Source organism: Providencia zhijiangensis (genome assembly GCF_030315915.2).
Lineage (GTDB): Bacteria > Pseudomonadota > Gammaproteobacteria > Enterobacterales > Enterobacteriaceae > Providencia > Providencia zhijiangensis.
In genome coordinates this window covers 3751628-3773425 of record NZ_CP135990.1, presented here as the reverse complement: position 1 = coordinate 3773425, position 21798 = coordinate 3751628, and the positions used below count along the sequence as shown (strand labels likewise).

The following is a 21798-nucleotide window of genomic DNA, read 5'->3' as shown; positions in this document are numbered from 1 at the left end:
CTAGAATAGATACTTCCATGACAAAACCCGACAAATGAGTTGCACTCCACATGTGCGCCAATATTCTTCTAACAATTTGAATAGTTTTACATTTTTAGTTTCTGTATTGGTAAGTAATTAAGTGAAATAAAAAACAAAAACCATTTTCCTGACATCGGGAAAATGGTTTGAGTCCACAGAAATTGCTAGTGAATTCATTTAAGCGGTGAGTAGATATAGGCTAGTCAATCACCCGGCTCGGATGGGTAAATACAGTGGCTTTACCTTGGCGGCAAAAACCCACTAGCGTTAAATTGGCTTTTTCGGCGACTTCAATTGCCAATGACGTCGCGGCTGAAACCGCAAACAGAATTTCCGCACCGCAGCTTGCGGCTTTTTGTACCATCTCATAACTTGCGCGGCTGGAGACTAAAATTGCCCCTTGCTGCCAGTCTGAACGGCTTTTCATTCCGAGCAATTTATCTAGCGCAACATGGCGACCCACATCTTCACATCCGCCCACTAATCGACCTTCTGGGGAGATCCACGCAGCGGCATGAGTGCAACCCGTTAATGCGCCAATTTCTTGAACTGTCTTCAATTCTTGTAGGGCGTTATCGAGATAAGATAATGAGAATGTTTGAGTGAATGGCAGCGGAGTGATAGGCTTAAATATCTCATCGAGCTGTTCTGTACCACAAATACCGCAGCCAGTTCGCCCAGTCAGATTACGACGACGCTCTTTGAGCGCCATAAAACGGCGGCTTGATAACTCGATATGAACTTCAATGCCTCGGTGACAACCTTGCACAATATCAATTCCGCGAATTTCATCACGGGATTGTATGATCCCTTCTGATAATGAAAAACCGACAGCAAAATCATCCAGATCTTTGGGTGTCGCCATCATTACCACATGAGATATCCCGTTATAAACGAGAGCGATAGGGATTTCCTCTGCAACGAAATCATTAACCAGCGAACCGAGGTTATTTTTTTGTTGCACGATTGTGGATTGAGCGCCGATCATTTTAGATAATTTGGGGTTATTTGTAGTATTTGTTTCATACATTAGATGAATTCCTATCACTAATGATACATAATATTCGATATGGGTAAAAAGAATTTACACCATTCATCAGGCAATGAACCTGAATACGTAAGGAAGACGTTGAATAAGAACAGTTTACCTCAAATTTTATAACGAAGTTAGGTAAACATGAGCAATGTATATGAGGAGATCCCCCATGCAAGTCAGCAGAAGGCAGTTCTTTAAGATCTGCGCTGGCGGTATGGCAGGTACAACGGCAGCAGCGCTGGGTTTTGCTCCAGCAACTGCATTAGCCTCTACACGTCAGTATAAATTACTGCGTGCTAAAGAGACTCGAAATACCTGTACCTACTGTTCTGTCGGCTGTGGGCTGTTAATGTACAGCCTAGGTGATGGCGCGAAGAATGCGAAAGAAAGCATTTTTCATATCGAAGGGGACCCGGATCATCCGGTAAACCGTGGTGCACTTTGTCCTAAAGGTGCAGGATTAATCGACTTTATCCACAGTGAGAGTCGACTCAAGTATCCAGAAGTTCGCGAACCAGGCACTAACGAATGGAAACGCATTACTTGGAACGACGCGTTTGACCGCATCGCCAAGTTAATGAAAGAAGACCGTGATGCAAACTTCATTAAACAGAATAAAGATGGTGTAACGGTCAACCGTTGGTTAACCACCGGTATGCTGTGTGCATCAGCGGCAAGTAACGAAACAGGTTTTGTCACCCAAAAATTTAGTCGCGCCCTCGGCATGCTTGCCGTGGATAACCAAGCGCGTGTCTGACACGGACCAACGGTAGCAAGTCTTGCTCCAACATTTGGTCGCGGTGCGATGACCAACCACTGGGTTGACATTAAAAACGCAAACCTGATCGTCGTTATGGGCGGTAATGCGGCAGAAGCGCATCCAGTCGGTTTCCGCTGGGCGATGGAAGCGAAAATCCACAATAAAGCAAAATTAATCGTTATCGATCCACGCTTTACCCGTACTGCGGCTGTGGCGGATTTTTACACGCCTATCCGTTCAGGTACCGATATTGCCTTCCTGTCAGGTGTTATCAAATACTTGCTGGATAACGAAAAAATTCAACGTGAATACGTTGAGGCGTACACCAACGCTAGCTTAGTTATCCGTGAAGACTTTGGTTTTGATGACGGTCTGTTCACCGGTTACGATGCAGAAAAACGTCAATACGACAAGACCACGTGGAACTACGAGATGGATGAGAACGGCTTAGCGCTGCGCGATCCGACTCTGAAAAACCCACGTTGTGTTCTGAACTTATTGAAAGAGCACGTGAGCCGTTATACCCCAGAAGTGGTTAACAACATCTGTGGTACGCCAATCAAAGACTTCTTACAAGTCTGCGAATACATTGCAGAAACTAGCGCGAAAGACAAAACAGCGTCCTTCTTATATGCGCTGGGTTGGACTCAACACACCGTTGGTGCGCAGAACATTCGTACCATGGCGATGATCCAGTTACTGCTTGGTAACATGGGTATGTTAGGTGGTGGTGTGAACGCACTGCGTGGACACTCCAACATCCAAGGTCTGACTGACTTAGGTCTGTTATCTCAGAGCTTACCGGGTTACCTGACATTACCATCAGAAAAACAAACAACTTTAGAAAGCTATTTAGCGGCGAATACACCAAAAGCGACCGTTGCTGGTCAGGTGAACTATTGGGGTAACTACCCTAAATTCTTCGTCAGCTTAATGAAAACTTTCTATGGTGATAAAGCGCAGAAAGAGAATAACTGGGGCTTCGACCTGTTACCTAAGTGGGATCAGGGCTACGACGTTCTACGTTATTTCGAAATGATGGATAAGGGCGAAGTTAACGGCTATATCTGCCAAGGCTTTAACCCATTAGCCTCATTCCCGAACAAGAATAAAGTCTCGAAATCGCTTTCTAAGCTGAAATTCTTAATTACTATCGACCCGCTGAACACAGAAACTGCAAACTTCTGGCAAAACCACGGCGAAATGAACGATGTGAAACCGGAAGAGATTCAAACCACCGTGTTCCGTCTGCCATCTTGCTGTTTCGCTGAAGAAAACGGTTCAATTGTTAACTCAGCACGTTGGTTACAGTGGCACTGGAAAGGTGCGGACGCCCCGGGTGAAGCTATCAGTGATGGTGAAATCCTGTCGGGTATCTACCATCGCCTGCGTCAAATGTATGAAACCGAAGGCGGCGCAGCACCTGAACAGGTTCTGAGCATGACTTGGGATTACCTCGACCGCGATAATCCAACACCGGAAGAAGTGGCTCAAGAAAGTAACGGTTACGCATTAGAAGACCTGAAAGATGCCGACGGTAACGTAATTGTGAAAAAAGGCGAACTGCTTAGCTCGTTTGCTCAATTACGTGATGACGGTACGACGGCAAGTGGTTGCTGGATCTTCTCTGGTAGCTGGACGCCGAAAGGTAACCAAATGGCTAACCGTGATAACTCCGACCCAACCGGTCTGGGTAACACATTAGGTTGGGCATGGGCATGGCCACTGAACCGTCGTGTGATTTATAACCGTGCATCTGCTGATCCAATGGGTAAACCATGGGATCCGAAGCGCCAAATCCTTGAGTGGAATGGTAGCAAGTGGGTAGGTATGGATATTCCAGACTACAGCACAGCAGCGCCGGGAAGTGGTGTCGGTCCATTTATCATGCAGCCTGAAGGTATGGGCCGTTTATTTGCACTGGATAAGATGGCAGAAGGTCCATTCCCAGAGCATTACGAACCAATCGAAACGCCGCTGGATACTAACCCGCTGCATCCAAATGTGGTGTCAAACCCTGCAGCTCGTGTGTTTAAAGACGACTGGGCGCAAATGGGTAAAGCGACTGAGTTCCCATACGTGGGTACCACTTACCGCTTAACTGAGCACTTCCACTATTGGACGAAGCACGCGCTGTTAAATGCCATTATCCAACCTCAACAGTTCATTGAAATTGGTGAACGTTTAGCGAAAGAAAAAGGCATCGAGCAAGGCGATACGGTTAAAGTCAGTTCTAAACGTGGTTACATCAAAGCGAAAGCCGTGGTCACTAAACGCATTAAAACCCTGCAAGTGGATGGAAAAGACATCGATACCATCGGTATTCCAATTCACTGGGGCTTTGAAGGTGTTGCAGTGAAAGGCTTTATCACCAACACATTAACGCCATATGTGGGTGATGCGAATACTCAGACGCCGGAATTTAAATCATTCCTTGTCAACGTGGAAAAGGTGTAAGGAGATAAATTATGTCAATGCAATCTCAGGACATTATTCGTCGCTCTGCCACCAATTCCCTGACGCCCGCACCTCAGGTGCGGGACTATAAGGAAGAAGTTGCAAAGCTGATTGACGTCACAACCTGTATCGGCTGTAAAGCGTGTCAGGTTGCGTGTTCCGAATGGAACGATATCCGTGACAAAATCGGAACAAACGTTGGGGTGTATGACAACCCAACGGATTTAACCGATAAGTCATGGACAGTCATGCGCTTCTCTGAAGTGGAAGAGAACGATAAATTTGAATGGCTGATCCGTAAAGATGGCTGTATGCACTGTGCTGATCCGGGTTGCCTGAAGGCATGTCCGTCAGAAGGCGCAATCGTCCAGTACAAAAACGGTATCGTGGATTTCCAATCTGAACACTGTATCGGCTGTGGTTACTGTATCGCGGGTTGCCCGTTCAACGTGCCACGCATCAACAAAGAAGACAACCGCGCATACAAATGTACGCTGTGTGTTGACCGTGTTGAAGTCGGTCAAGAGCCTGCTTGTGTGAAAACATGTCCAACTGGCGCTATCCATTTTGGTAGCAAAGAAGACATGATTGGCATGGCTGGCGAACGTGTTGAAGAGCTGAAAACTCGTGGTTATGCAAACGCAGGTTTATACGATCCACAAGGTGTGGGCGGTACGCACGTTATGTACGTATTGCACCATGCGGATAAGCCGCAGTTGTATCACGGATTACCAGAAAACCCGACCATCAGCCCAACAGTTACCTTCTGGAAAGGTATCTGGAAGCCGATTGCTGCGGTTGGTTTTGCGGCAACATTTGCGGCGGCAATTTTCCACTATGTGGGAATTGGTCCAAACCGCGTCTCCAAGAAAGATGAAGAAGAGGCTCTAGAAGATTTGCACAACGCAATGTCGTCTGACACTTCGAAATCAAAAGAAGGGGAGGATCAGAAATGATGCCAGATGATAACGACAAAATTATTCGCCACAAACCGATTGAAAGGATCAATCACTGGGCGGTTGTAATTTGCTTCTTGTTCACGGCTATCAGCGGACTGGGCTTTTTCTTCCCATCGCTGAACTGGTTTATGAACATTTTAGGCACGCCACAACTGTCTCGAATTTTGCATCCATTCGTGGGTACGGCGATGTTCTTGCTGTTCGTCTTTATGTTCTTCCGTTATTTCCACCATAACTTCATTAATAAAGAAGATATCAAATGGGGGAAAAATATCGGTAAGGTATTGAAAAACGAAGAAGCTGGCGACGTGGGCCAATATAACCTCGGTCAGAAAGGGGTGTATTGGGTGGTCACTATCTGCTTACTGGCATTGGTTGTCACTGGCGTGATTATGTGGCGTCCATTCTTCGCGGACTACTTCCCAATTCCAGTGTACCGCGCAGCGATTCTGATTCACTCGCTGTCAGCCATTGGCTTGATCCTGATGATTGTTGTGCATGCGTATGCGGCAATTTGGGTCAAAGGCTCTGTGCGTGCGATGGTTGAAGGTTGGGTAACACGAGGTTGGGCGAGAAAGCATCATCCACGCTGGTACCGCGAGCTAGTTGCTAAAGAGAAACAGCAACAAGAGCAGCAAGAGAAAAACTAAGCGTTTTTGTCTCGATGAATCAAGCCCACAACATTAGTTGTGGGTTTTTTTATGGCGAAGGCTAAGTTAATCAATCACGGATTGTGAAGCTGTAAATTAGCGCACATCCCAAGAGAACTAATACAGCAGAAAACCCGACATACTGGTAATTCACCGATAAAATCCCGCCCGCTAATCCCCCCGTAATAAAAGAGAGTACCGCTAAGAGTAAAACTTTTTTGCTACTGTCCCCAGGCACATTTTTTAAAAAGGCATTAATGCAGGATGTGGTCATGCCGGTGACATAGGTGGAATGGATCCCAACCGTGCCCGCCTTATTAAAATAACCATTTTGAATGCCCATTGATAAGCTGATCAGCAAAATGGCTAAATCAGGTGAATACAAAGGCTGGATGAAAAAATAAATAGTGAAAACACCACTAAATATTAAAAATACCAGACCTAGAACAAAGCGATATAACACAATTGCGCTATGCTTGAGCCGAATCCAAGAACCTAAAAATGTTCCTGCAAAAAATCCTAATATGGAAATTGCAGAGAGTAGCAACATGCCAATATTCATTTTGGCGAGGTAAATCATACTTAAAATGCTATTTCCTGTCAGATGGCCAGTAAACACCTCAAAGATGACAAATGAGCAGGCATCGACAAATCCGCCAATAAAGGCAAGCAATAAAAAGAAGGGTGTGTGAGACTTCGCTTCGAAGTGAAATAATGACGACATATTATTGCCCTTTATACGGATAGAGAGCACACCATTATAGGTGCCAATTGGATTAACATCATGGGAATAACAGTATTTATATCAAATAAAAATGCCTTAGTACCAATTTGTTATTTCCACAGACAAACTAGGGTTAACAACGGTGAATATTCGGAGGGCTAGAGTAGCCTATCAGTGACTTTTGTTTTATCCTGACGGGTACAACGGCAAGACTTGCTGGTTAATCGAATATTTTCTTAGAGGCTTGCGGGGAAATGCGAATAGGCAATTTCTCGGGGTAAGTTGTTATAAAAAATATAAAAGAGAGAGAGCAATGGGTATTCGTATCGTCCCGAAAGAAGAATTAGGTCAAGAGAGATTAAAAGAGAAAGGCATCGGTTTTATTCCGCCTGTTTTATTCCCGAATTTAAAAAGCCTTTATCAACGTCGTGCAGAAAGATTAAAAGAGTTAGGCGTTGGTGAACATCCTTTTGCAGATTATCTGAACTTCGCTGCGGAAGTGGCAACGGCGCAAAATAATGCGCAGCATGACAATCCATTAGAGATGGATATGGAAGCGGTTTTAGCACGTTCAATGGCAACGAATACCGCACCATTAGATGCAAAAACATTCCCACGCACTGGTCACTGGCACAAATTATTACGTTCAATCATCGCCGAATTGATGCCGATCGTGCCAGATTCTGTTCGTACTGCCCTCGAAAACTTAGAAAAAGCCTCAGAAGCTGAACTCGAAGAGATGGCAACTGCGCTGTTAAACGAACAGTTTGAAAAAGTCCCTGCGGATAAATCCATGTTCATTTGGGCGGCATTGTCTGTCTATTGGGCACAAATGGCGGCCAATATCCCAGGTAAAGCTCGCGCAGAGCACGGCGATCACCGTCATTACTGCCCAGTGTGCAACAGCATGCCAGTCTCCAGCATTGTACAAATTGGGACTAGCCAAGGTTTACGCTATTTACACTGCACACTGTGTGAAACAGAGTGGCACATGGTTCGTGTGAAATGCAGTAACTGCGAACAAACTCGCGATCTTAACTACTGGTCACTGGATGATGAAAATGCGGCAGTGAAAGCGGAAAGCTGTGGTGACTGCGGTAGCTATCTGAAAGTGTTATACCAAGAGAAAGAAGCCAAAGTGGAAGCGGTAGCGGATGATTTAGCTTCGATCATTTTAGATGCGCGTATGGAAGAAGAAGGTTTTGCTCGTAGCAGCATTAACCCATTCTTATTCCCGGGCGAAAAATAATCTGTTAGCTGCACAGTAAGAAAAGAGAAGAGTGACTATGGATGAATCGAATGTCGCGCTATACCGCCAGTTACCTGCCATCGACAAGCTTTTACAATGCGATGAAGCACAGATATTGGTGGAAAAATCGGGTCTGCATTGGGTAACAGAATGCCTACGTGAAATGCAGGAACAAGCGCGAGCGTCTATTGCACAAGACGGATGTTTACCGGATTGGCACGGTGATTGGTTAGCAGAACTTTCTGTTCGCCATGATGAGTTGCAACACAGTGCGTTAAAAAACGTCTTTAATTTGACGGGGACTGTGTTGCACACCAACCTAGGGCGTGCAGTGATGTCCAACTCTGCTATTCATGCTGTTTCGCAAGTGATGAGTTCACCAGTCACGTTAGAATATTCTCTTGATGGCGCAACGCGAGGGCATCGCGACCGCGCCATTGCTGATTTACTGTGCCAACTCACAGGGGCAGAAGATGCCTGTATTGTGAATAACAATGCGGCGGCGGTTTTACTGCTATTAGCCACGGTCGCCCCGCAGCGCGAGGTGATTGTCTCTCGCGGTGAGCTGGTGGAAATTGGGGGCGCATTTCGTGTTCCCGATGTAATGGCACAGGCAGGCTGTAAATTGGTTGAAGTGGGCACTACTAACCGAACCCATTTACGGGATTATGAAAATGCCATTAATGACCAAACAGGGTTGTTAATGAAGGTACATACCAGTAACTACAGCATTGAAGGCTTTACCGCGGAAGTTGAAGGGGAAGAGCTGGCTGTTTTAGGGCAAAAATACCAATTACCGACAGCGATTGATTTAGGCAGTGGGTCGATGATTGATATGACCGCGTATGGATTGCCAGCGGAGCCGATGCCACAAGCATATTTATCTCAAGGCATTGATTTGGTCTCTATTTCAGGAGACAAATTACTGGGAGGGCCTCAAGCGGGGATCATTCTCGGTAAGAAAAAATGGATTGATGCCATTCAAAAACACCCTTTAAAACGCGCCCTTCGCGTAGATAAAATGGTGCTTGCTGCGTTAGAAGCGACGCTAAAACTCTATTTAACTCCAGAAAAACTCACCACTGAACTGCCGACATTACGTTGGCTAACACGTTCCCAAGAAGAAATTAGGCAGAGTGCCGAGAATATCCTCGTGAAGCTGCAAGCCTATTATGGGGATCGCTTCTTTGTCGAGGCTGAGCCTTGCTTATCGCAAATCGGTAGTGGCTCTCTTCCCGTTGACCGATTACCCAGCTATGCGATTACATTCGCGCCTCTTGATGGAAAAGGCGGTAATTTAGAGCGCCTTGCCAGCCACTGGCGTCAATTACCTCAGCCTGTTATCGGGCGTTTAAAAGAGGGCAAACTGTGGCTAGACCTACGTTGCCTTGAGAATGAACACGAATTAGTGCAGGCGTTATTGTCATGATTTTTGCGACAGCCGGTCATGTTGACCATGGTAAAACATCGTTAATTCAAGCGCTGACTGGCGTGAACACCGCGCATCTTCCAGAAGAGAAGAAACGTGGAATGACTATCGACCTCGGCTATGCGTATTGGCCGCAATCTGATGGTAGCTCAATTGGTTTTATTGATGTCCCTGGACACGAAAAATTCCTCGCGAACATGTTGGCGGGGATCGGTGGGGTTAATCATGCCCTACTGGTAGTGGCGTGCGACGATGGAATCATGGCGCAAACCCTTGAGCATTTGTCGATTTTACGACTTGCGGGTTGCCAAGATGTCTCTGTGATTTTAACTAAAGCCGACCGTGTTGATGAGCAGCGAGTGACAGAGGTCACTCAACAGGTTCACACTGAACTGCGTCGCCAAGGCTGGTTGAATGCGCCATTATTTATCACTTCAGCAAGTACAGGGCTGGGCATTGGTGCACTGCGCCAATACTTGCAGCAACTGCACCAACAACAAAATTCTTCTACTGATCTGCAACAGCGTTTTCGTTTAGCCATCGACCGTATTTTCCATGTGAAAGGAGCGGGAATTGTGGTTACGGGAACGGCGCTTGCGGGTAAAGTGAGTGTGGGTGAATCCTTATGGGTTACAGGAGCTGATACTTCGGTTCGTATTCGTGGTATTCATCGCCAAAATCAAGTCGCTGAGTTTGCTCAAGCGGGGGATCGCGTCGCGCTGAATTTAACGGGAAACATCGATAAAGAATCGATAACCCGCGGTGATTGGCTGCTGGCGGAGCAACCTGCTTTTATCGCTTCTCGAGTGATAGTGGAGTTGACCTGCGATGCGCCACTCAAGCATTGGCAACCCGTGCATCTTTACCACGGTGCAAGTCACATTACAGGGCGGGTCTCTTTGCTGACGGAATCAGGCGAAACGCCGATGTTGGCCGAGCTGATTTTAGATACGCCACTGTGGCTGGTGGATAATGACCGATTAATTATTCGCGATATTAGTGCGCGACACACCTTGGCTGGTGCGCGTGTTATTCGCTTAGTCTCTCCGCGTCGTGGTAAGAGACAGCCTGAGTTCCTCGATTGGTTATCTCGTTTATGTGCAACGGATGATGAGCTGACACAGCTTAACCTACAGTTACCCAGCGGTGAGCTAGACTTAAACAGTTACGGTTGGTCGCGTCAGTTAACTCAGTTGGCATTAGATTCCTTGCTGGAACAAGTTGATATCGTCCGTGTCGGCGATGTCGTACTTTCTGCGTTTAAGGCGCAGGTTGCCAAGGATAAATTGATTCAATCCCTCGAAAACTTCAATGAAGTTCATAGCGACCAGATAGGTGTAGGTAAAGCGCGATTGAAACGAATGGCGCTACCCACGATGGATGAAATCTTGGTATTCAAATTGATTAATGATTTGATTGCCGAGGGGGCGATTAAGCAGACTCGTGGCTGGCTGCATATGCCGCAGCATGGGCTAGTGTTTGATGCCAAGCAGCAAGGTATTTGGCAACAAGTGGAAGGGCTGTTCACGCATCCTGAAGCTCGTTGGGTACGCGATATTGCCGTAGAAACGGGTCACGATGAAGATACTATTCGCCGTATATTGAAAAAAGCTGCACAAATGGGGCTGATCGTGGCGATTGTGCGTGATAGGTATTATAGCAGCGAACAGATCCGTCAATTTGCCCAAATTATTTCGTGCCACTGTGCTGAGCACGAGGTGATTTTTGCCGCTGATTTTCGTAATGAATTGGGTATTGGTCGCAAACTGGCGATTCAAATTCTCGAGTTCTTTGATAAAAGCGGCTTTACTCGTCGTAAAGAAGATGGGCATTATTTACGAGACAAAGGCATTTTTGTTGAATAAATTGTAGGGTTTCCGCCATTATAATGCTGGCAGTTTTATTAACCTCGATACCTTTTTGTGAATTGTGGAAGTCAAATGAATAAAAAACTAATTGCGAGTATTTATCTGGCGCTGATTTTTATTGGCTCGCTATTTTTAGTCTTTGAAAAAAGCGGCGTTATTTATCCTGGTCTGATTTCCATTTGTGTTTACGCTGTCATATTTGGTGTTTTATTTACAGTTACTGCTCGCTGGGTTTTCTCTGCAATTATTACGAGTACCCTGTTTATTATCATCAAAATCTTTAACCAGTTGAAAGTTCACTATTATAAAGAGCAACTTTTCTTTACTGATATTAATTTGATGACGGATACCTCCAACTTAGGGACATTAGGCCACTATTGGTTGGCGGGGGTGGCGGTACTTGCGTTATTTATTCTGCTTATCATCAACGGTGTGATCAGTTGGCGTTTATCTACACCATGTAAACGCAAGGTATCACGCGTGGTTAGTGTGCTCATGGTCATCGTGGGCTACTTCGGGGCGGATTGGGCAAGTGCGCATTACTTTGATAAATGGTCACAAACCTTGCCGAAAGGCCGCGGTACAGTGACTAACTTGGTGATGTCTGCACAGAATGCGAAATACAAATCACCGCATTTTGTCGGTGATGCGAGCTATTTTGAGCAAAAGGCTGAGAATGTTTCTTTAGCAAACAATGTTTCTGTGGCAAATAATGTACAAACCGAAAAGCCTGACATTCTGCTGTTATTACAAGAATCTACGGTTGACCCAAAAGTTTATGATTTACCTGCGGGAACGAAACTGCCAGAGTTATTTATGTTCCAGCAAGATGCCAATTTAACTGCACATAGTCCGATGCGCGTACAAACCTTTGGTGGTGGAACATGGTTATCTGAGTTTTCCGCATTAACGGGGTTAAATAGCGATGATTTCGGGGCACAAAAAAGTGGTGTGTTCTATTTTGTGGTCGATCATTTAAATAACAGCTTATTTAAAGAGATGAAAGCCAACGGTTATTATACAGTCGTCCTAACGCCGTTTAATAAAGGGGCTTATCATTCTGGTCACGCTTATGAAACGCTGGGCGTTGACCGTATCATTCAGCCTCAAGAGTTAGGCTATCCCGGTAAGTTGCAAGATAATTTATGGACGATCAGCACGGAAGATATGCTGAAGTACGTGAAAGAAATTTTGGCAACGGAAACGGATAAGCCCGTCTTTATTTTTGCACTAACCATGTATGAACACGGGCCTTATAAAGAAGGGCACAGTGATGATTACGGAATTAAAGATAAGCTAGATAATAAAGATTCTGCGGGCGAATTTAGTCATTATATGGAAAAAATCGTCCACTCCGACGATGCGATCCGTGACTTTGTTTCGTTTATGGAAAAACGCCAGCGTCCAATGATGTTCCTCTATTTTGGAGACCATCAACCGGGGATCAGCTTAGATAAATATCAGTCCACATTATCGTCCCCTGCTTATGCGACGCAGTTTACCCTAAGAGATAATCTCAAAGCGGGTACCGAAATTAAAACGGGTGAGTTAACGGATATTTCATTCCTTGGCGGCATGTTATTGGAACGCGCGAACTTAAAAGTTTCGCCATTCTATGAAGCAAATATTAAGATGCGCCATTTATGCGACGGTAAACTGAATGACTGTGAAGATAAGCAGTTACTCGATGGTTATCGCCACTATATTTATCATGTGCTCGGTGTCGCCAATAAAGATGAGACCAAGTAGTTTATCTCTAATTAGTGCTAGAATGTTGATAAACCATCATTTAATAACGTAAGAAGATAACGAATATGAAATATTTGGTCACGGGAAGTGCCGGGTTTATTGGTTTTAGATTGTGTCAAAGACTGTTAGAAAGTGGGCATGAAGTTATCGGTATCGATAATATGAACGCCTATTATGATCAGGGATTGAAACAGTCTCGACTGCATATTCTTGAACAATATCCGCAGTTCCGGTTTATTCCTCTTGATATCACTGACCGCGAAAAAGTGCTGGTGCTGTGTACTCAAGAGAATTTTGACCGCGTTATCCACCTTGCCGCACAGGCAGGGGTGCGTTACTCATTACAAAACCCATTTGCCTATGCTGATAGCAATCTGAATGGGCATTTGGCGATTTTAGAAGGCTGCCGCCAAGCGAAAGTGAAACACTTGGTGTATGCCTCTTCAAGTTCGGTGTATGGCGTAACCGACAAAATGCCATTCACCACCGACATGTCCACCGATCACCCTATCTCATTGTACGCCGCGACCAAAAAGGCCAATGAGTTAATGGCGCACTCTTATTCGCATCTTTATCAGCTGCCGACGACAGGCTTACGCTTTTTCACTGTGTATGGTCCGTGGGGACGCCCGGATATGGCGCTGTTTAAATTCACCAAAGCTATCTTAGCGGGTGAACCTATCGATGTTTATAATAACGGCGATCTTAGCCGTGATTTCACTTTCATTGATGATATTGTCGAAGGTGTTATCCGTGTTTCAGATATAATTCCGCAAGCAGACCCGCAAAATCGTTCTGATTCGCCAGCGCAAAGCAGCGCACCTTACCGCATTTATAATATTGGTAATGGGCAGCCAGTGAAGCTGATTGATTTTATTTCTGCATTGGAAAATGCGTTAGGAAAAGAAGCCATTAAGAACTTCTTACCGATGCAAGCGGGAGATGTTTATACAACATGGGCAGACACCGAAGACCTGTTTAACGTCACCGGCTATCGCCCACAAGTTTCTATTGAACAGGGTGTTCAGGCATTTGTTGACTGGTATAAATCGTATTATCACCGTTAATACTGACCATCGATATCATAAACCACCTGAAATATCCGCAGAAGGATTTGAGAGGCAAGTTTGAAAATAGCAATCGCAGGTACCGGCTACGTCGGTCTGTCTAACGCCATGTTACTGTCCCAACACCACGAAGTGGTGGCGGTCGATATCATCCCTGAAAAAGTGGCGATGCTTAACAATAAGCAATCCCCGATTATCGATACCGAAATCGAACAGTTTTTAACGGAAAAACAGCTTAATTTCCGTGCAACCGAAGATAAAGTCGAAGCCTATACTGGCGCGCAATACGTGATTGTGGCGACCCCAACAGACTACGACCCAAAAACTAACTACTTCAACACCAATTCAGTGGAATCCGTTATTCATGATGTGAACAAACTGAACCCTGAAGCGACTATTATCGTCAAATCTACTATTCCAGTGGGCTTTACAGAGCGTCTGCGTGAAGAGTTCGGTTACACCAACGTGATTTTCTCCCCAGAATTCTTACGTGAAGGGCGTGCGCTGTGGGATAACCTGTACCCGTCCCGTATCGTGGTGGGAGAACGTTCTGAACGTGCGCAGATTTTCGCTGACTTGCTGTTAGAAGGCGCGATTAAGAAAGATGTACCGGTGCTGTTTACAGACGGGACTGAAGCCGAAGCGGTTAAACTGTTCGCCAACACCTTCTTAGCCATGCGTGTGGCATACTTCAACGAATTAGACACTTACGCAGAAAGCCGTGGTTTGAATGCGCGTCAAATCATTGAAGGGGTTTCTTTAGACCCACGTATCGGCAGCCACTACAATAACCCATCCTTCGGTTATGGCGGCTACTGCTTACCAAAAGACACCAAGCAGTTACTGGCGAACTACGACGATGTACCGAACAACCTAATTAACGCAATTGTCGAATCTAACCGCACGCGTAAAGACTTTATCTCGGATGCGATTATTGCTAAAGCACCGCGTAAAGTGGGTGTGTATCGCTTAGTGATGAAAGCGGGCTCTGATAACTTCCGTGCCTCTGCGGTGCAGGGCGTAATGAAGCGTATCAAAGCCAAAGGGATTGAAGTGGTGGTTTACGAGCCAGTACTCAAAGAAGAGGAGTTCTTCCGCTCGAAAGTTATCCGTGATTTAGAGACCTTCAAAGCAGAAAGCGACATTATTCTGGCAAACCGTATGGTGCCTGAACTGGATGATGTGGCGGACAAAGTCTATACCCGTGACCTGTTTGGTAATGACTAAAGCTTGGTAATGACTAAGATTAAAATAGTCACCGGTGATTTATAATGAAAATGCCCCACAAGTTGGGGCATTTTTTATTTGAATCCATCGTCACTCAGAGAGATAGCTTTCCATCACCATCCCACCTGCACCTTGAGCGACGATTTCATAAGAATCATTAGCTGGGTAAATGCGCGGTTTGATATGCGGGAAAATCGAGAGTTTTTGCTCAATGGATTTTTTGGTCATTTCAAAGAAATGGTTTTTTGGGGTAAGGGTTCCCCCGCAAACCACCACATCCGCTTGGGTAATTAATACCGCGTTGGCAATGGCGATACCGTAGTAATACGCGGCTTCTTCCAAGGCTTTAAGACACACCTCATCGTTCTGGGCAAGCGCCTGAAAAATCGTGTGATAGTTAATTTCATCCTCAGATTTGACGAGCTGGTTAATCACCGATGGCTTGCCAAGTCTTAGATGCTGAATCACGCGAGATTTAATGGCGTGCAAGGAACTGTACTGTTTCAAACAACCAAATGAACCGCATTCACAACGCTGACCGTTGATGTCGATAGTCGTATGGCCGAACGCTTGTGCGGTGCTGATTGGCGTTGGGGCATATTGGTTATTGATAATAGTCGAGCTGCGAATGTCTGTGTCACAAGTGGTGAGTAAGAATCGTTGGCTATCAGAGGCGTAGCGTAAACGGTACTCCGCAAAGGCCGCGAAGCTGATGCCACTTCCTAACAGAACAAAGCAGGGAACGCGCTGAGTAATGTACTGATATAGCGCTTGAATTCGTGCGCTGTAGTCAGAGTAAGGCACTTTATCACGCTCTAAAATATGGTCGATGGCAATGCCGATACCCAGTATTTTTTGAGTATCTAACTGATGCTCAGCAAGCAGGTCATCGACGTTGTCCAATAGATGGTCGAGCATGTTTTCAGCGGTTTCGAGGTGCTCATACTTGATTTTGACTTTGCCAAGAATGTCTAACTTCAGATTTTGCAGAACAATCGTAGAGTAGATATCACTCATCTCAATGCCAATTAAGTAGCCATCAGCCGGGTTGACGCTGTACAAAATGGGTTTGCGTCCTCCCGTTGATTCCCCAAGTTCTGACGTGGAGAGTAACTGGCATTTACTTAGTTCATCGAGGAGCCTGGCACAGGTCGCGGGTTTCATGTTCGCGAGGGAGGTTAGCGCTTCTGCCCGAATTGGTCCGTGGTTGAGGATCAGCCGATACAGCGTTTTGAGTTTTTGAGTTTTGGAATTTTTGGATGTGCGAAATTCGTTCAATAAACGGTGTAACAATGGCTCCCCCTCCTGTTTTCGCTAGTGGAATATCCAGTTATAAAGCTAATCATTCAAGATTAACAGATTCACATGGCGAGTACTTTAACAGATGTCATGTTTATTAACATTTTCTCAAAATGAGATTAAGATCGCTGTTAGATTTTCTAATTACGTTATTATCCCAATCATCTTCTTTATTTGATTTGATTGCGGAGCGCATTATGCACAACACCAAAGATATCTTAGAAAGCCTGAATTTTATCCAATCTCGTACGGATATGAAGCCCACTGTTGGGATCATTTTAGGGTCTGGATTAGGCCCATTTGCTGATACGTTAGAAAATGCGGTGCATATTCCTTATAGCGAAGTGCCACATTTTGCGAAGTCTGAAGCGGTAGGTCACGCGAACGAATTAGTGATCGGGACGATTGCAGGCAAAACGGTAGTGGCGATGAAAGGTCGTTTTCACTATTACGAAGGTTTTTCGCTGGATCAAGTGACGTTCCCTGTGCGTTTAATGAAAGCGCTGGGTGTGGAAAAGTTGATCATCACCAACGCCTGCGGAGCGGTGAATACTGACTTTAATCCGGGCGACCTGATGGTTATCACTGACCATATTAACCTGACGGCGAATAACCCATTAATGGGACCAAACAACCCAGAACTGGGTGTACGTTTCCTGGATGTCAGCGAAGTGTACAACAAAGAGCTGCGCCAAACGATTTTGGATGTCGCGAAGGAGCAAGGTGTGTCTCTGCGCCAAGGCGTGTATGCATGGTGGACAGGCCCAACCTATGAAACGCCAGCCGAAATTCGCATGATCAGAACTCTTGGCGCTGATGCGGTGGGAATGTCTACCGTACCTGAAGCGCTGGTCGCTCACCATTCTCAGATTAAAACAGTCGGTATTTCCTGCCTGACCAACATGGCGTGCGGCATTTTAGAACAGCCTTTAAGCCATGATGAAGTGATTGAAACCGCAGAAAAAGTGAAGGCAACCTTCTTAAAATTAGTGACGGGTGTGATTGAGCGTTTCTAGCTTTTTATCAAATTAAGCTTTTTATCAAATTAATAGAAAGACAGTGCGGGAGCGGTTTTCCTTTGGGGTATTATTGCCGAGCTGAGAATGTTACCCGCCAAATTCACTCCAAACGGAGCCTAGTATGAATATTAAGTCTCGTTTAAAGGTCATGCTTTTTCTGCAATATTTTGTTTGGGGAAGTTGGCTGGTGACATTGGGTGCCTACATGATGAAAACCTTGGATTTCTCCGGGGCTGAAGTCGGTATGGTGTACAGCTCGAAAGGGATTGCCGCTATTTTGATGCCCGGATTAATCGGCATCATTGCGGATAAATATATTCCTGCAAACCGCCTGTATATGCTTTGCCATATTATTTGTGCGGGTTCGTTGTTTTACGCTGCGACGGTGGCGGATCCTTCAGTGATGTTCTGGGCAATGTTAATTAATGCGATGGCATTTATGCCGACTATTGCCCTGTCGAACACTATTAGCTACTCATCGCTAAGTCAGTATCAGCTAGACTCTGTTGCTAATTTCCCACCAATTCGTGTATTTGGAACGGTTGGGTTTATCGCCGCGATGTGGAGCATTAGTTTACTGAAGTTTGAGTTGAGTAGTATGCAGCTGTATGTGGCGGGAAGTTGCTCGCTGCTGCTCGCGATGTATTCCCTGACATTACCAAAAATGGCAGTGAATAAGCAGGCGATTACCACCAGTTGGATGAGCAAGCTTGGGTTAGATGCCTTAGTGTTGTTCAAAAAGCCGATTATGGCGGTATTTTTCCTATTTGCGATGCTACTGGGCGCGGTTCTGCAAATTACCAATACGTTTGGTAGCCCGTTCTTGCATGATTTTGCGCGTAACCCGCTGTATCAAGACAGTTTGATTGTTCAGTATCCATCGATTTTGCTGTCAGTTTCCCAAATGGCCGAAGTGGCATTTATTCTTGCTATTCCATTCTTTTTAAAGCGTTATGGCATTAAAACCGTCATGCTGCTCAGTATGTTGGCATGGACATTACGATTTGGTTTCTTTGCATTCGGTGACCCATCGACTATCGGTTTGATGTTCTTAATTATGTCGATGATTGTGTATGGCTGTGCGTTTGACTTCTTTAATATTTCCGGCTCTATTTTTATTGAGCAGGAAGTGGATCACCGTATGCGTGCCAGTGCTCAAGGGTTGTTCATGACCATGGTGAATGGTGTGGGCGCCTATTTTGGGGCGATATTGAGCGGATTGGTCGTCGACTACTTTAGTGTGGATGGCGTGAAGGATTGGCAGTCAATTTGGCTGGTGTTCTCGTCCTACACCGTAATATTGGCCGTGATCTTCTACTTCTCTTTCCATTATAAGCATCAACATGAGAAACCGTTGGAAATGGCAAAAGTGGGTTGATGGTTTAAAGAAAGGTCTTTTGAATATAGTGAATGCCCCGTCTTGTATCGGGGCTTTTATATGGAGGCTTCAAAATAAAGTGTGCATTTTTGATTAAATGTTACTTATTAAGCTTTTTCTTCTCGATAGCTTCTAATTGTTTAATGCTTTTTTCTGGAGACGGCAAATCTTCTGGCATTGTGCCTCCTAGCTCGTGGATAGTCTCTCTTACTTTTCGCCCAACATCAAAATGGGTTTGGTTTGCATGTACTTTATTTAGTACGTTATCTCGTTTTAGTTTTTCTTCTGCTTGCGTGGTTCTAAACAAGTTTGCTGCGAGCTCTGTTGAACCCATAAAATCTAAAATTTTTTGTGACTTTTTTAAACCTTTACGCTGATGAATGCCTTTTTGATCTAATCCGCCATATAAGCCTTTATATCCGTGATTTTGGAAGATGGCGAAATCAATATTTGTTTCTACTCCAGCCTGCTGAGCTGTTTCGACTAGCAGCTTGTTATGTTCTTTCAATTCATTACGAAGATATAGGCGTTTTTCATTCTCACGTAATTTTTTGAATGCTTTATTATCTGATAATTCTTGTCGTCTTGTTTGAATCGCAAAATAGGTTTGCCCAACTGCTATGACTGGTTTGCTCGGATCGCCATTTTGAACAACCAGGTAGCAAGCATAGCGTGACAGTATGACGCCTTTGAGTTTTCGTTGAGCTCCTGAGCCAATGTTAACCATATCGAGGACATCCTCGAAATGGTCATCAATGCTATGTCCACTGTGTAAACATGCTTCTTTAGCTCTTTTTAATACGGGGATAAAGTGACGGTATTCCGAATATTCTAATAGCTTAGAAAGCTCTCGAGCAGACCAATATTCTATACCGGAGTCGTCAAACTTTTTTATTTGATCAAAAGGCTGGTCATGATGATTCATATCGCATTTCCCATCGTGGTTTGATATTGAGGGAAATACTCTATCGGCAAGTCACGTTGGTTACTATTACACCAAATTGTAGCAACGGGCTTTTTTATTTTCCAGTAACAAAAAAGCCAGCAAATTCAGTGAATAAGCTGGCTTGAAGTTACTCTGAAAAGTGAGTTTTATTCGATGTTCTGAATCTGTTCGCGCATTTGCTCGATCAGCACTTTAAGTTCAACAGCAGAGTTAGTCACTTCACTATTAATAGACTTAGAGGCAAGGGTGTTTGATTCACGGTTAAATTCTTGCATCATGAAATCAAGACGACGACCGCTAGCTTCTTTTTTCTTCAGAATATTGCGTGTCTCTTTAACGTGCGCTTCCAGTCGGTCTAACTCTTCAGCGACATCAACGCGCTGAGCCAGTAAAATCAGCTCTTGCTCTAAACGATTACTGTCTACTTGGATTTGTGCGTCGTCTAGCTTGCTTTGTAGACGGTCACGCTGCCATTGTAGGATTTCAGGCATATGTTGGCGAACTTTGGCAACTTCAACCAAAACACCATCCAGACGTTGCTCGATAAGGCTTTGTAGCGCTGCACCTTCTGCTTCACGGCTTTGGATAAAGGCATCGATAGTTTCATCTAAGCCTGCCATTAGTTGTTCACTAATCGCGTCTAAATCTTGTTCACCAGCGGACATCACACCCGGCCAGCGTAAGATTTCTAATGGGTTAATTTCACCTTCGTGGCTGTAATTTTTTACCCAGTTTGCTGCGCTAATCAGCTGGCGAGCTAAATCTTCATTGAGTAGTAACTCACCACGGTGAGCACCATTTAAGTCAAAACGCAGATTACATTCGACTTTACCACGGGTTAGGCGGGAACGAAGGCGTTCACGGATAACTGGCTCTAAGCTGCGAAATTGCTCGGGTAAACGGATATAGGTTTCTAAATAACGCTGGTTTACGGAACGCAGCTCCCAAGCCGCATTCCCCCATTCACCCTTGATATCACGACGGGCAAAAGCAGTCATACTACGGATCATAATTCGTTCCTATCATTCATTGAGATAACAGGATTATAGCGCTATGACGGATGACAGGATAGGCATTATCCGATTAACAACGTATAATACGTGCCAATTTGAGTTGATAACGGAGATAACACCATGCGCCCAGCAGGTAGATTAGCAGACCAGATGCGTCCAATAAAAATTACGCGTAATTATACAAAGCACGCAGAAGGCTCTGTTCTTATTGAGTTTGGCGACACTAAGGTGTTATGTAACGCGACCGTTGAAGAGGGTGTTCCTCGTTTCTTAAAAGGTCAGGGACAAGGTTGGGTAACCGCAGAATATGGCATGTTACCTCGCGCTACAAACTCCCGTAACCAACGTGAAGCGGCAAAAGGGAAACAAACCGGTCGTACTATGGAAATTCAACGACTGATCGCGCGTTCATTACGTGCGGCGGTTGACCTGAAAAAACTTGGCGAACACACCATTACGTTAGACTGCGATGTTATCCAAGCAGATGGCGGTACACGTACTGCGGCGATTTCCGGCGCGTGTGTTGCATTGGTTGATGCACTGAACAACATGGTTGCTCAGGGTAAATTAGCAAAAAGCCCTCTGAAATCCATGGTTGCTGCGGTGTCTGTGGGTATCGTTAACCAAGAAGCGCTGTGTGACCTTGAGTATGTTGAAGATTCTGCTGCAGAAACGGATATGAACGTCGTGATGATGGATGATGGTCGAATGATTGAGGTACAAGGTACCGCAGAAGGTGAACCATTCAGCCATGAAGAGCTTTTAGCTCTTTTAGCATTAGCGAAAACGGGGCTAGATACCATTTTCGAAGCTCAGCGAGAAGCGCTGAAATAAATTTATTATTAAATAGGCGGCTGAAAAGTCGCCTTTTTTATGCCCGCAGTTTATTGATGAAGTTGTTTACTGATGAAGATAAGCCGCGAAAGTCGTTTCAAAAAAAGACCAAT

The 21798-nt window shown here is 45.0% G+C and carries 17 protein-coding genes; 12 read left to right on the top strand and 5 right to left on the bottom strand.

Features of this window, described 5'->3' with window-relative positions; translation table 11 throughout:
• Positions 1 to 220: 220 nt before the first annotated feature.
• Positions 221 to 1051 (bottom strand): formate dehydrogenase accessory sulfurtransferase FdhD, encoded by an 831-nt coding sequence (gene fdhD / locus QS795_RS17350; protein WP_286271793.1) that lies wholly within the window; start codon positions 1049 to 1051, stop codon positions 221 to 223.
• Between the two features lie 175 nt (positions 1052 to 1226).
• Between fdhD and fdnG the strand changes: the two genes are divergently transcribed.
• Genes fdnG through fdoI form a run of 3 tightly spaced genes read left to right on the top strand, consistent with a single transcriptional unit; the run spans position 1227 to position 5883 of the window.
• Positions 1227 to 4274: a formate dehydrogenase-N subunit alpha gene (fdnG, locus tag QS795_RS17345; protein WP_154599595.1), complete on the top strand. Its 3048-nt coding sequence runs from the start codon at positions 1227 to 1229 to the stop codon at positions 4272 to 4274.
• A gap of 11 nt (positions 4275 to 4285) precedes the next feature.
• Complete coding sequence (gene fdxH / locus QS795_RS17340; RefSeq protein WP_318626679.1) at positions 4286 to 5230, top strand: formate dehydrogenase subunit beta; 945 nt, start codon at positions 4286 to 4288, stop codon at positions 5228 to 5230.
• Positions 5227 to 5883 carry a formate dehydrogenase cytochrome b556 subunit gene (gene fdoI / locus QS795_RS17335; protein ID WP_036950687.1) on the top strand — a complete coding sequence of 219 codons (657 nt, stop codon included), beginning with the start codon at positions 5227 to 5229 and terminating at the stop codon, positions 5881 to 5883. Before fdxH ends, fdoI begins: the two co-directional genes overlap by 4 nt.
• A 70-nt stretch (positions 5884 to 5953) precedes the next feature.
• Here fdoI and QS795_RS17330 read toward each other — a convergent pair whose 3' ends face one another.
• Complete coding sequence (locus tag QS795_RS17330) at positions 5954 to 6607, bottom strand: YoaK family protein (RefSeq protein WP_154603199.1); 654 nt, start codon at positions 6605 to 6607, stop codon at positions 5954 to 5956.
• A gap of 313 nt (positions 6608 to 6920) precedes the next feature.
• Here QS795_RS17330 and fdhE point away from each other — a divergent pair, with 313 nt between their 5' ends.
• The 6 genes from fdhE to QS795_RS17300 all read left to right on the top strand — a co-directional run bounded on the left by fdhE (position 6921) and on the right by QS795_RS17300 (position 15196).
• A complete protein-coding gene (gene fdhE / locus QS795_RS17325; protein WP_154603198.1) occupies positions 6921 to 7856 on the top strand; it encodes a formate dehydrogenase accessory protein FdhE in 936 nt (311 codons plus the stop codon).
• 37 nt (positions 7857 to 7893) lie between these two features.
• Positions 7894 to 9285 carry an L-seryl-tRNA(Sec) selenium transferase gene (gene selA / locus QS795_RS17320; protein ID WP_154603197.1) on the top strand — a complete coding sequence of 464 codons (1392 nt, stop codon included), beginning with the start codon at positions 7894 to 7896 and terminating at the stop codon, positions 9283 to 9285.
• Positions 9282 to 11150, top strand: coding sequence for a selenocysteine-specific translation elongation factor (gene selB, locus QS795_RS17315; RefSeq protein ID WP_286271805.1), 1869 nt, complete (start codon positions 9282 to 9284; stop codon positions 11148 to 11150). Before selA ends, selB begins: the two co-directional genes overlap by 4 nt.
• A 75-nt stretch (positions 11151 to 11225) precedes the next feature.
• Complete coding sequence (locus QS795_RS17310; RefSeq protein ID WP_154603195.1) at positions 11226 to 12902, top strand: LTA synthase family protein; 1677 nt, start codon at positions 11226 to 11228, stop codon at positions 12900 to 12902.
• A gap of 65 nt (positions 12903 to 12967) precedes the next feature.
• Positions 12968 to 13969 carry an NAD-dependent epimerase gene (locus QS795_RS17305; protein ID WP_108479134.1) on the top strand — a complete coding sequence of 334 codons (1002 nt, stop codon included), beginning with the start codon at positions 12968 to 12970 and terminating at the stop codon, positions 13967 to 13969.
• Positions 13970 to 14029: 60 nt separating this feature from the next.
• Positions 14030 to 15196 carry a nucleotide sugar dehydrogenase gene (locus QS795_RS17300; protein WP_318626665.1) on the top strand — a complete coding sequence of 389 codons (1167 nt, stop codon included), beginning with the start codon at positions 14030 to 14032 and terminating at the stop codon, positions 15194 to 15196.
• A 90-nt stretch (positions 15197 to 15286) separates the two neighbouring features.
• On the opposite strand, the gene QS795_RS17295 is transcribed toward QS795_RS17300, so the two are convergent.
• On the bottom strand, positions 15287 to 16489 hold the full coding sequence (locus tag QS795_RS17295; protein ID WP_036950706.1) for an ROK family protein: 1203 nt from the start codon (positions 16487 to 16489) through the stop codon (positions 15287 to 15289).
• A gap of 203 nt (positions 16490 to 16692) precedes the next feature.
• Here QS795_RS17295 and QS795_RS17290 point away from each other — a divergent pair, with 203 nt between their 5' ends.
• Complete coding sequence (locus QS795_RS17290) at positions 16693 to 17511, top strand: purine-nucleoside phosphorylase (protein WP_286272551.1); 819 nt, start codon at positions 16693 to 16695, stop codon at positions 17509 to 17511.
• A gap of 124 nt (positions 17512 to 17635) precedes the next feature.
• The gene (locus QS795_RS17285) at positions 17636 to 18892 is read left to right on the top strand and encodes a nucleoside permease (protein ID WP_318626678.1); all 1257 of its coding nucleotides are present in this window, start codon (positions 17636 to 17638) and stop codon (positions 18890 to 18892) included.
• A 100-nt stretch (positions 18893 to 18992) separates the two neighbouring features.
• On the opposite strand, the gene dinD is transcribed toward QS795_RS17285, so the two are convergent.
• Together dinD and QS795_RS17275 are read right to left on the bottom strand one after the other, a co-directional pair.
• The gene (dinD, locus tag QS795_RS17280; RefSeq protein ID WP_286272547.1) at positions 18993 to 19817 is read right to left on the bottom strand and encodes a DNA damage-inducible protein D; all 825 of its coding nucleotides are present in this window, start codon (positions 19815 to 19817) and stop codon (positions 18993 to 18995) included.
• A gap of 167 nt (positions 19818 to 19984) precedes the next feature.
• On the bottom strand, positions 19985 to 20848 hold the full coding sequence (locus QS795_RS17275; protein WP_286272545.1) for a YicC/YloC family endoribonuclease: 864 nt from the start codon (positions 20846 to 20848) through the stop codon (positions 19985 to 19987).
• 123 nt (positions 20849 to 20971) lie between these two features.
• On the opposite strand from QS795_RS17275, the gene rph reads away from it, so the two are divergent.
• Positions 20972 to 21685, top strand: coding sequence for a ribonuclease PH (gene rph, locus QS795_RS17270; protein ID WP_036950714.1), 714 nt, complete (start codon positions 20972 to 20974; stop codon positions 21683 to 21685).
• Positions 21686 to 21798 lie beyond the last annotated feature (113 nt).

Excerpts from the sequence above, each read along its gene's own strand:
- fdhD (WP_286271793.1), bottom strand. The coding sequence starts at position 1,051 with ATGTATGAAACAAATACTACAAATAACCCCAAATTATCTAAAATGATC.
- fdxH (WP_318626679.1), top strand. The coding sequence starts at position 4,286 with ATGTCAATGCAATCTCAGGACATTATTCGTCGCTCTGCCACCAATTCC.
- fdoI (WP_036950687.1), top strand. The coding sequence starts at position 5,227 with ATGATGCCAGATGATAACGACAAAATTATTCGCCACAAACCGATTGAA.
- QS795_RS17330 (WP_154603199.1), bottom strand. The coding sequence starts at position 6,607 with ATGTCGTCATTATTTCACTTCGAAGCGAAGTCTCACACACCCTTCTTT.
- fdhE (WP_154603198.1), top strand. The coding sequence starts at position 6,921 with ATGGGTATTCGTATCGTCCCGAAAGAAGAATTAGGTCAAGAGAGATTA.
- selA (WP_154603197.1), top strand. The coding sequence starts at position 7,894 with ATGGATGAATCGAATGTCGCGCTATACCGCCAGTTACCTGCCATCGAC.
- selB (WP_286271805.1), top strand. The coding sequence starts at position 9,282 with ATGATTTTTGCGACAGCCGGTCATGTTGACCATGGTAAAACATCGTTA.
- QS795_RS17310 (WP_154603195.1), top strand. The coding sequence starts at position 11,226 with ATGAATAAAAAACTAATTGCGAGTATTTATCTGGCGCTGATTTTTATT.
- QS795_RS17305 (WP_108479134.1), top strand. The coding sequence starts at position 12,968 with ATGAAATATTTGGTCACGGGAAGTGCCGGGTTTATTGGTTTTAGATTG.
- QS795_RS17290 (WP_286272551.1), top strand. The coding sequence starts at position 16,693 with ATGCACAACACCAAAGATATCTTAGAAAGCCTGAATTTTATCCAATCT.
- QS795_RS17285 (WP_318626678.1), top strand. The coding sequence starts at position 17,636 with ATGAATATTAAGTCTCGTTTAAAGGTCATGCTTTTTCTGCAATATTTT.
- dinD (WP_286272547.1), bottom strand. The coding sequence starts at position 19,817 with ATGAATCATCATGACCAGCCTTTTGATCAAATAAAAAAGTTTGACGAC.
- QS795_RS17275 (WP_286272545.1), bottom strand. The coding sequence starts at position 20,848 with ATGATCCGTAGTATGACTGCTTTTGCCCGTCGTGATATCAAGGGTGAA.
- rph (WP_036950714.1), top strand. The coding sequence starts at position 20,972 with ATGCGCCCAGCAGGTAGATTAGCAGACCAGATGCGTCCAATAAAAATT.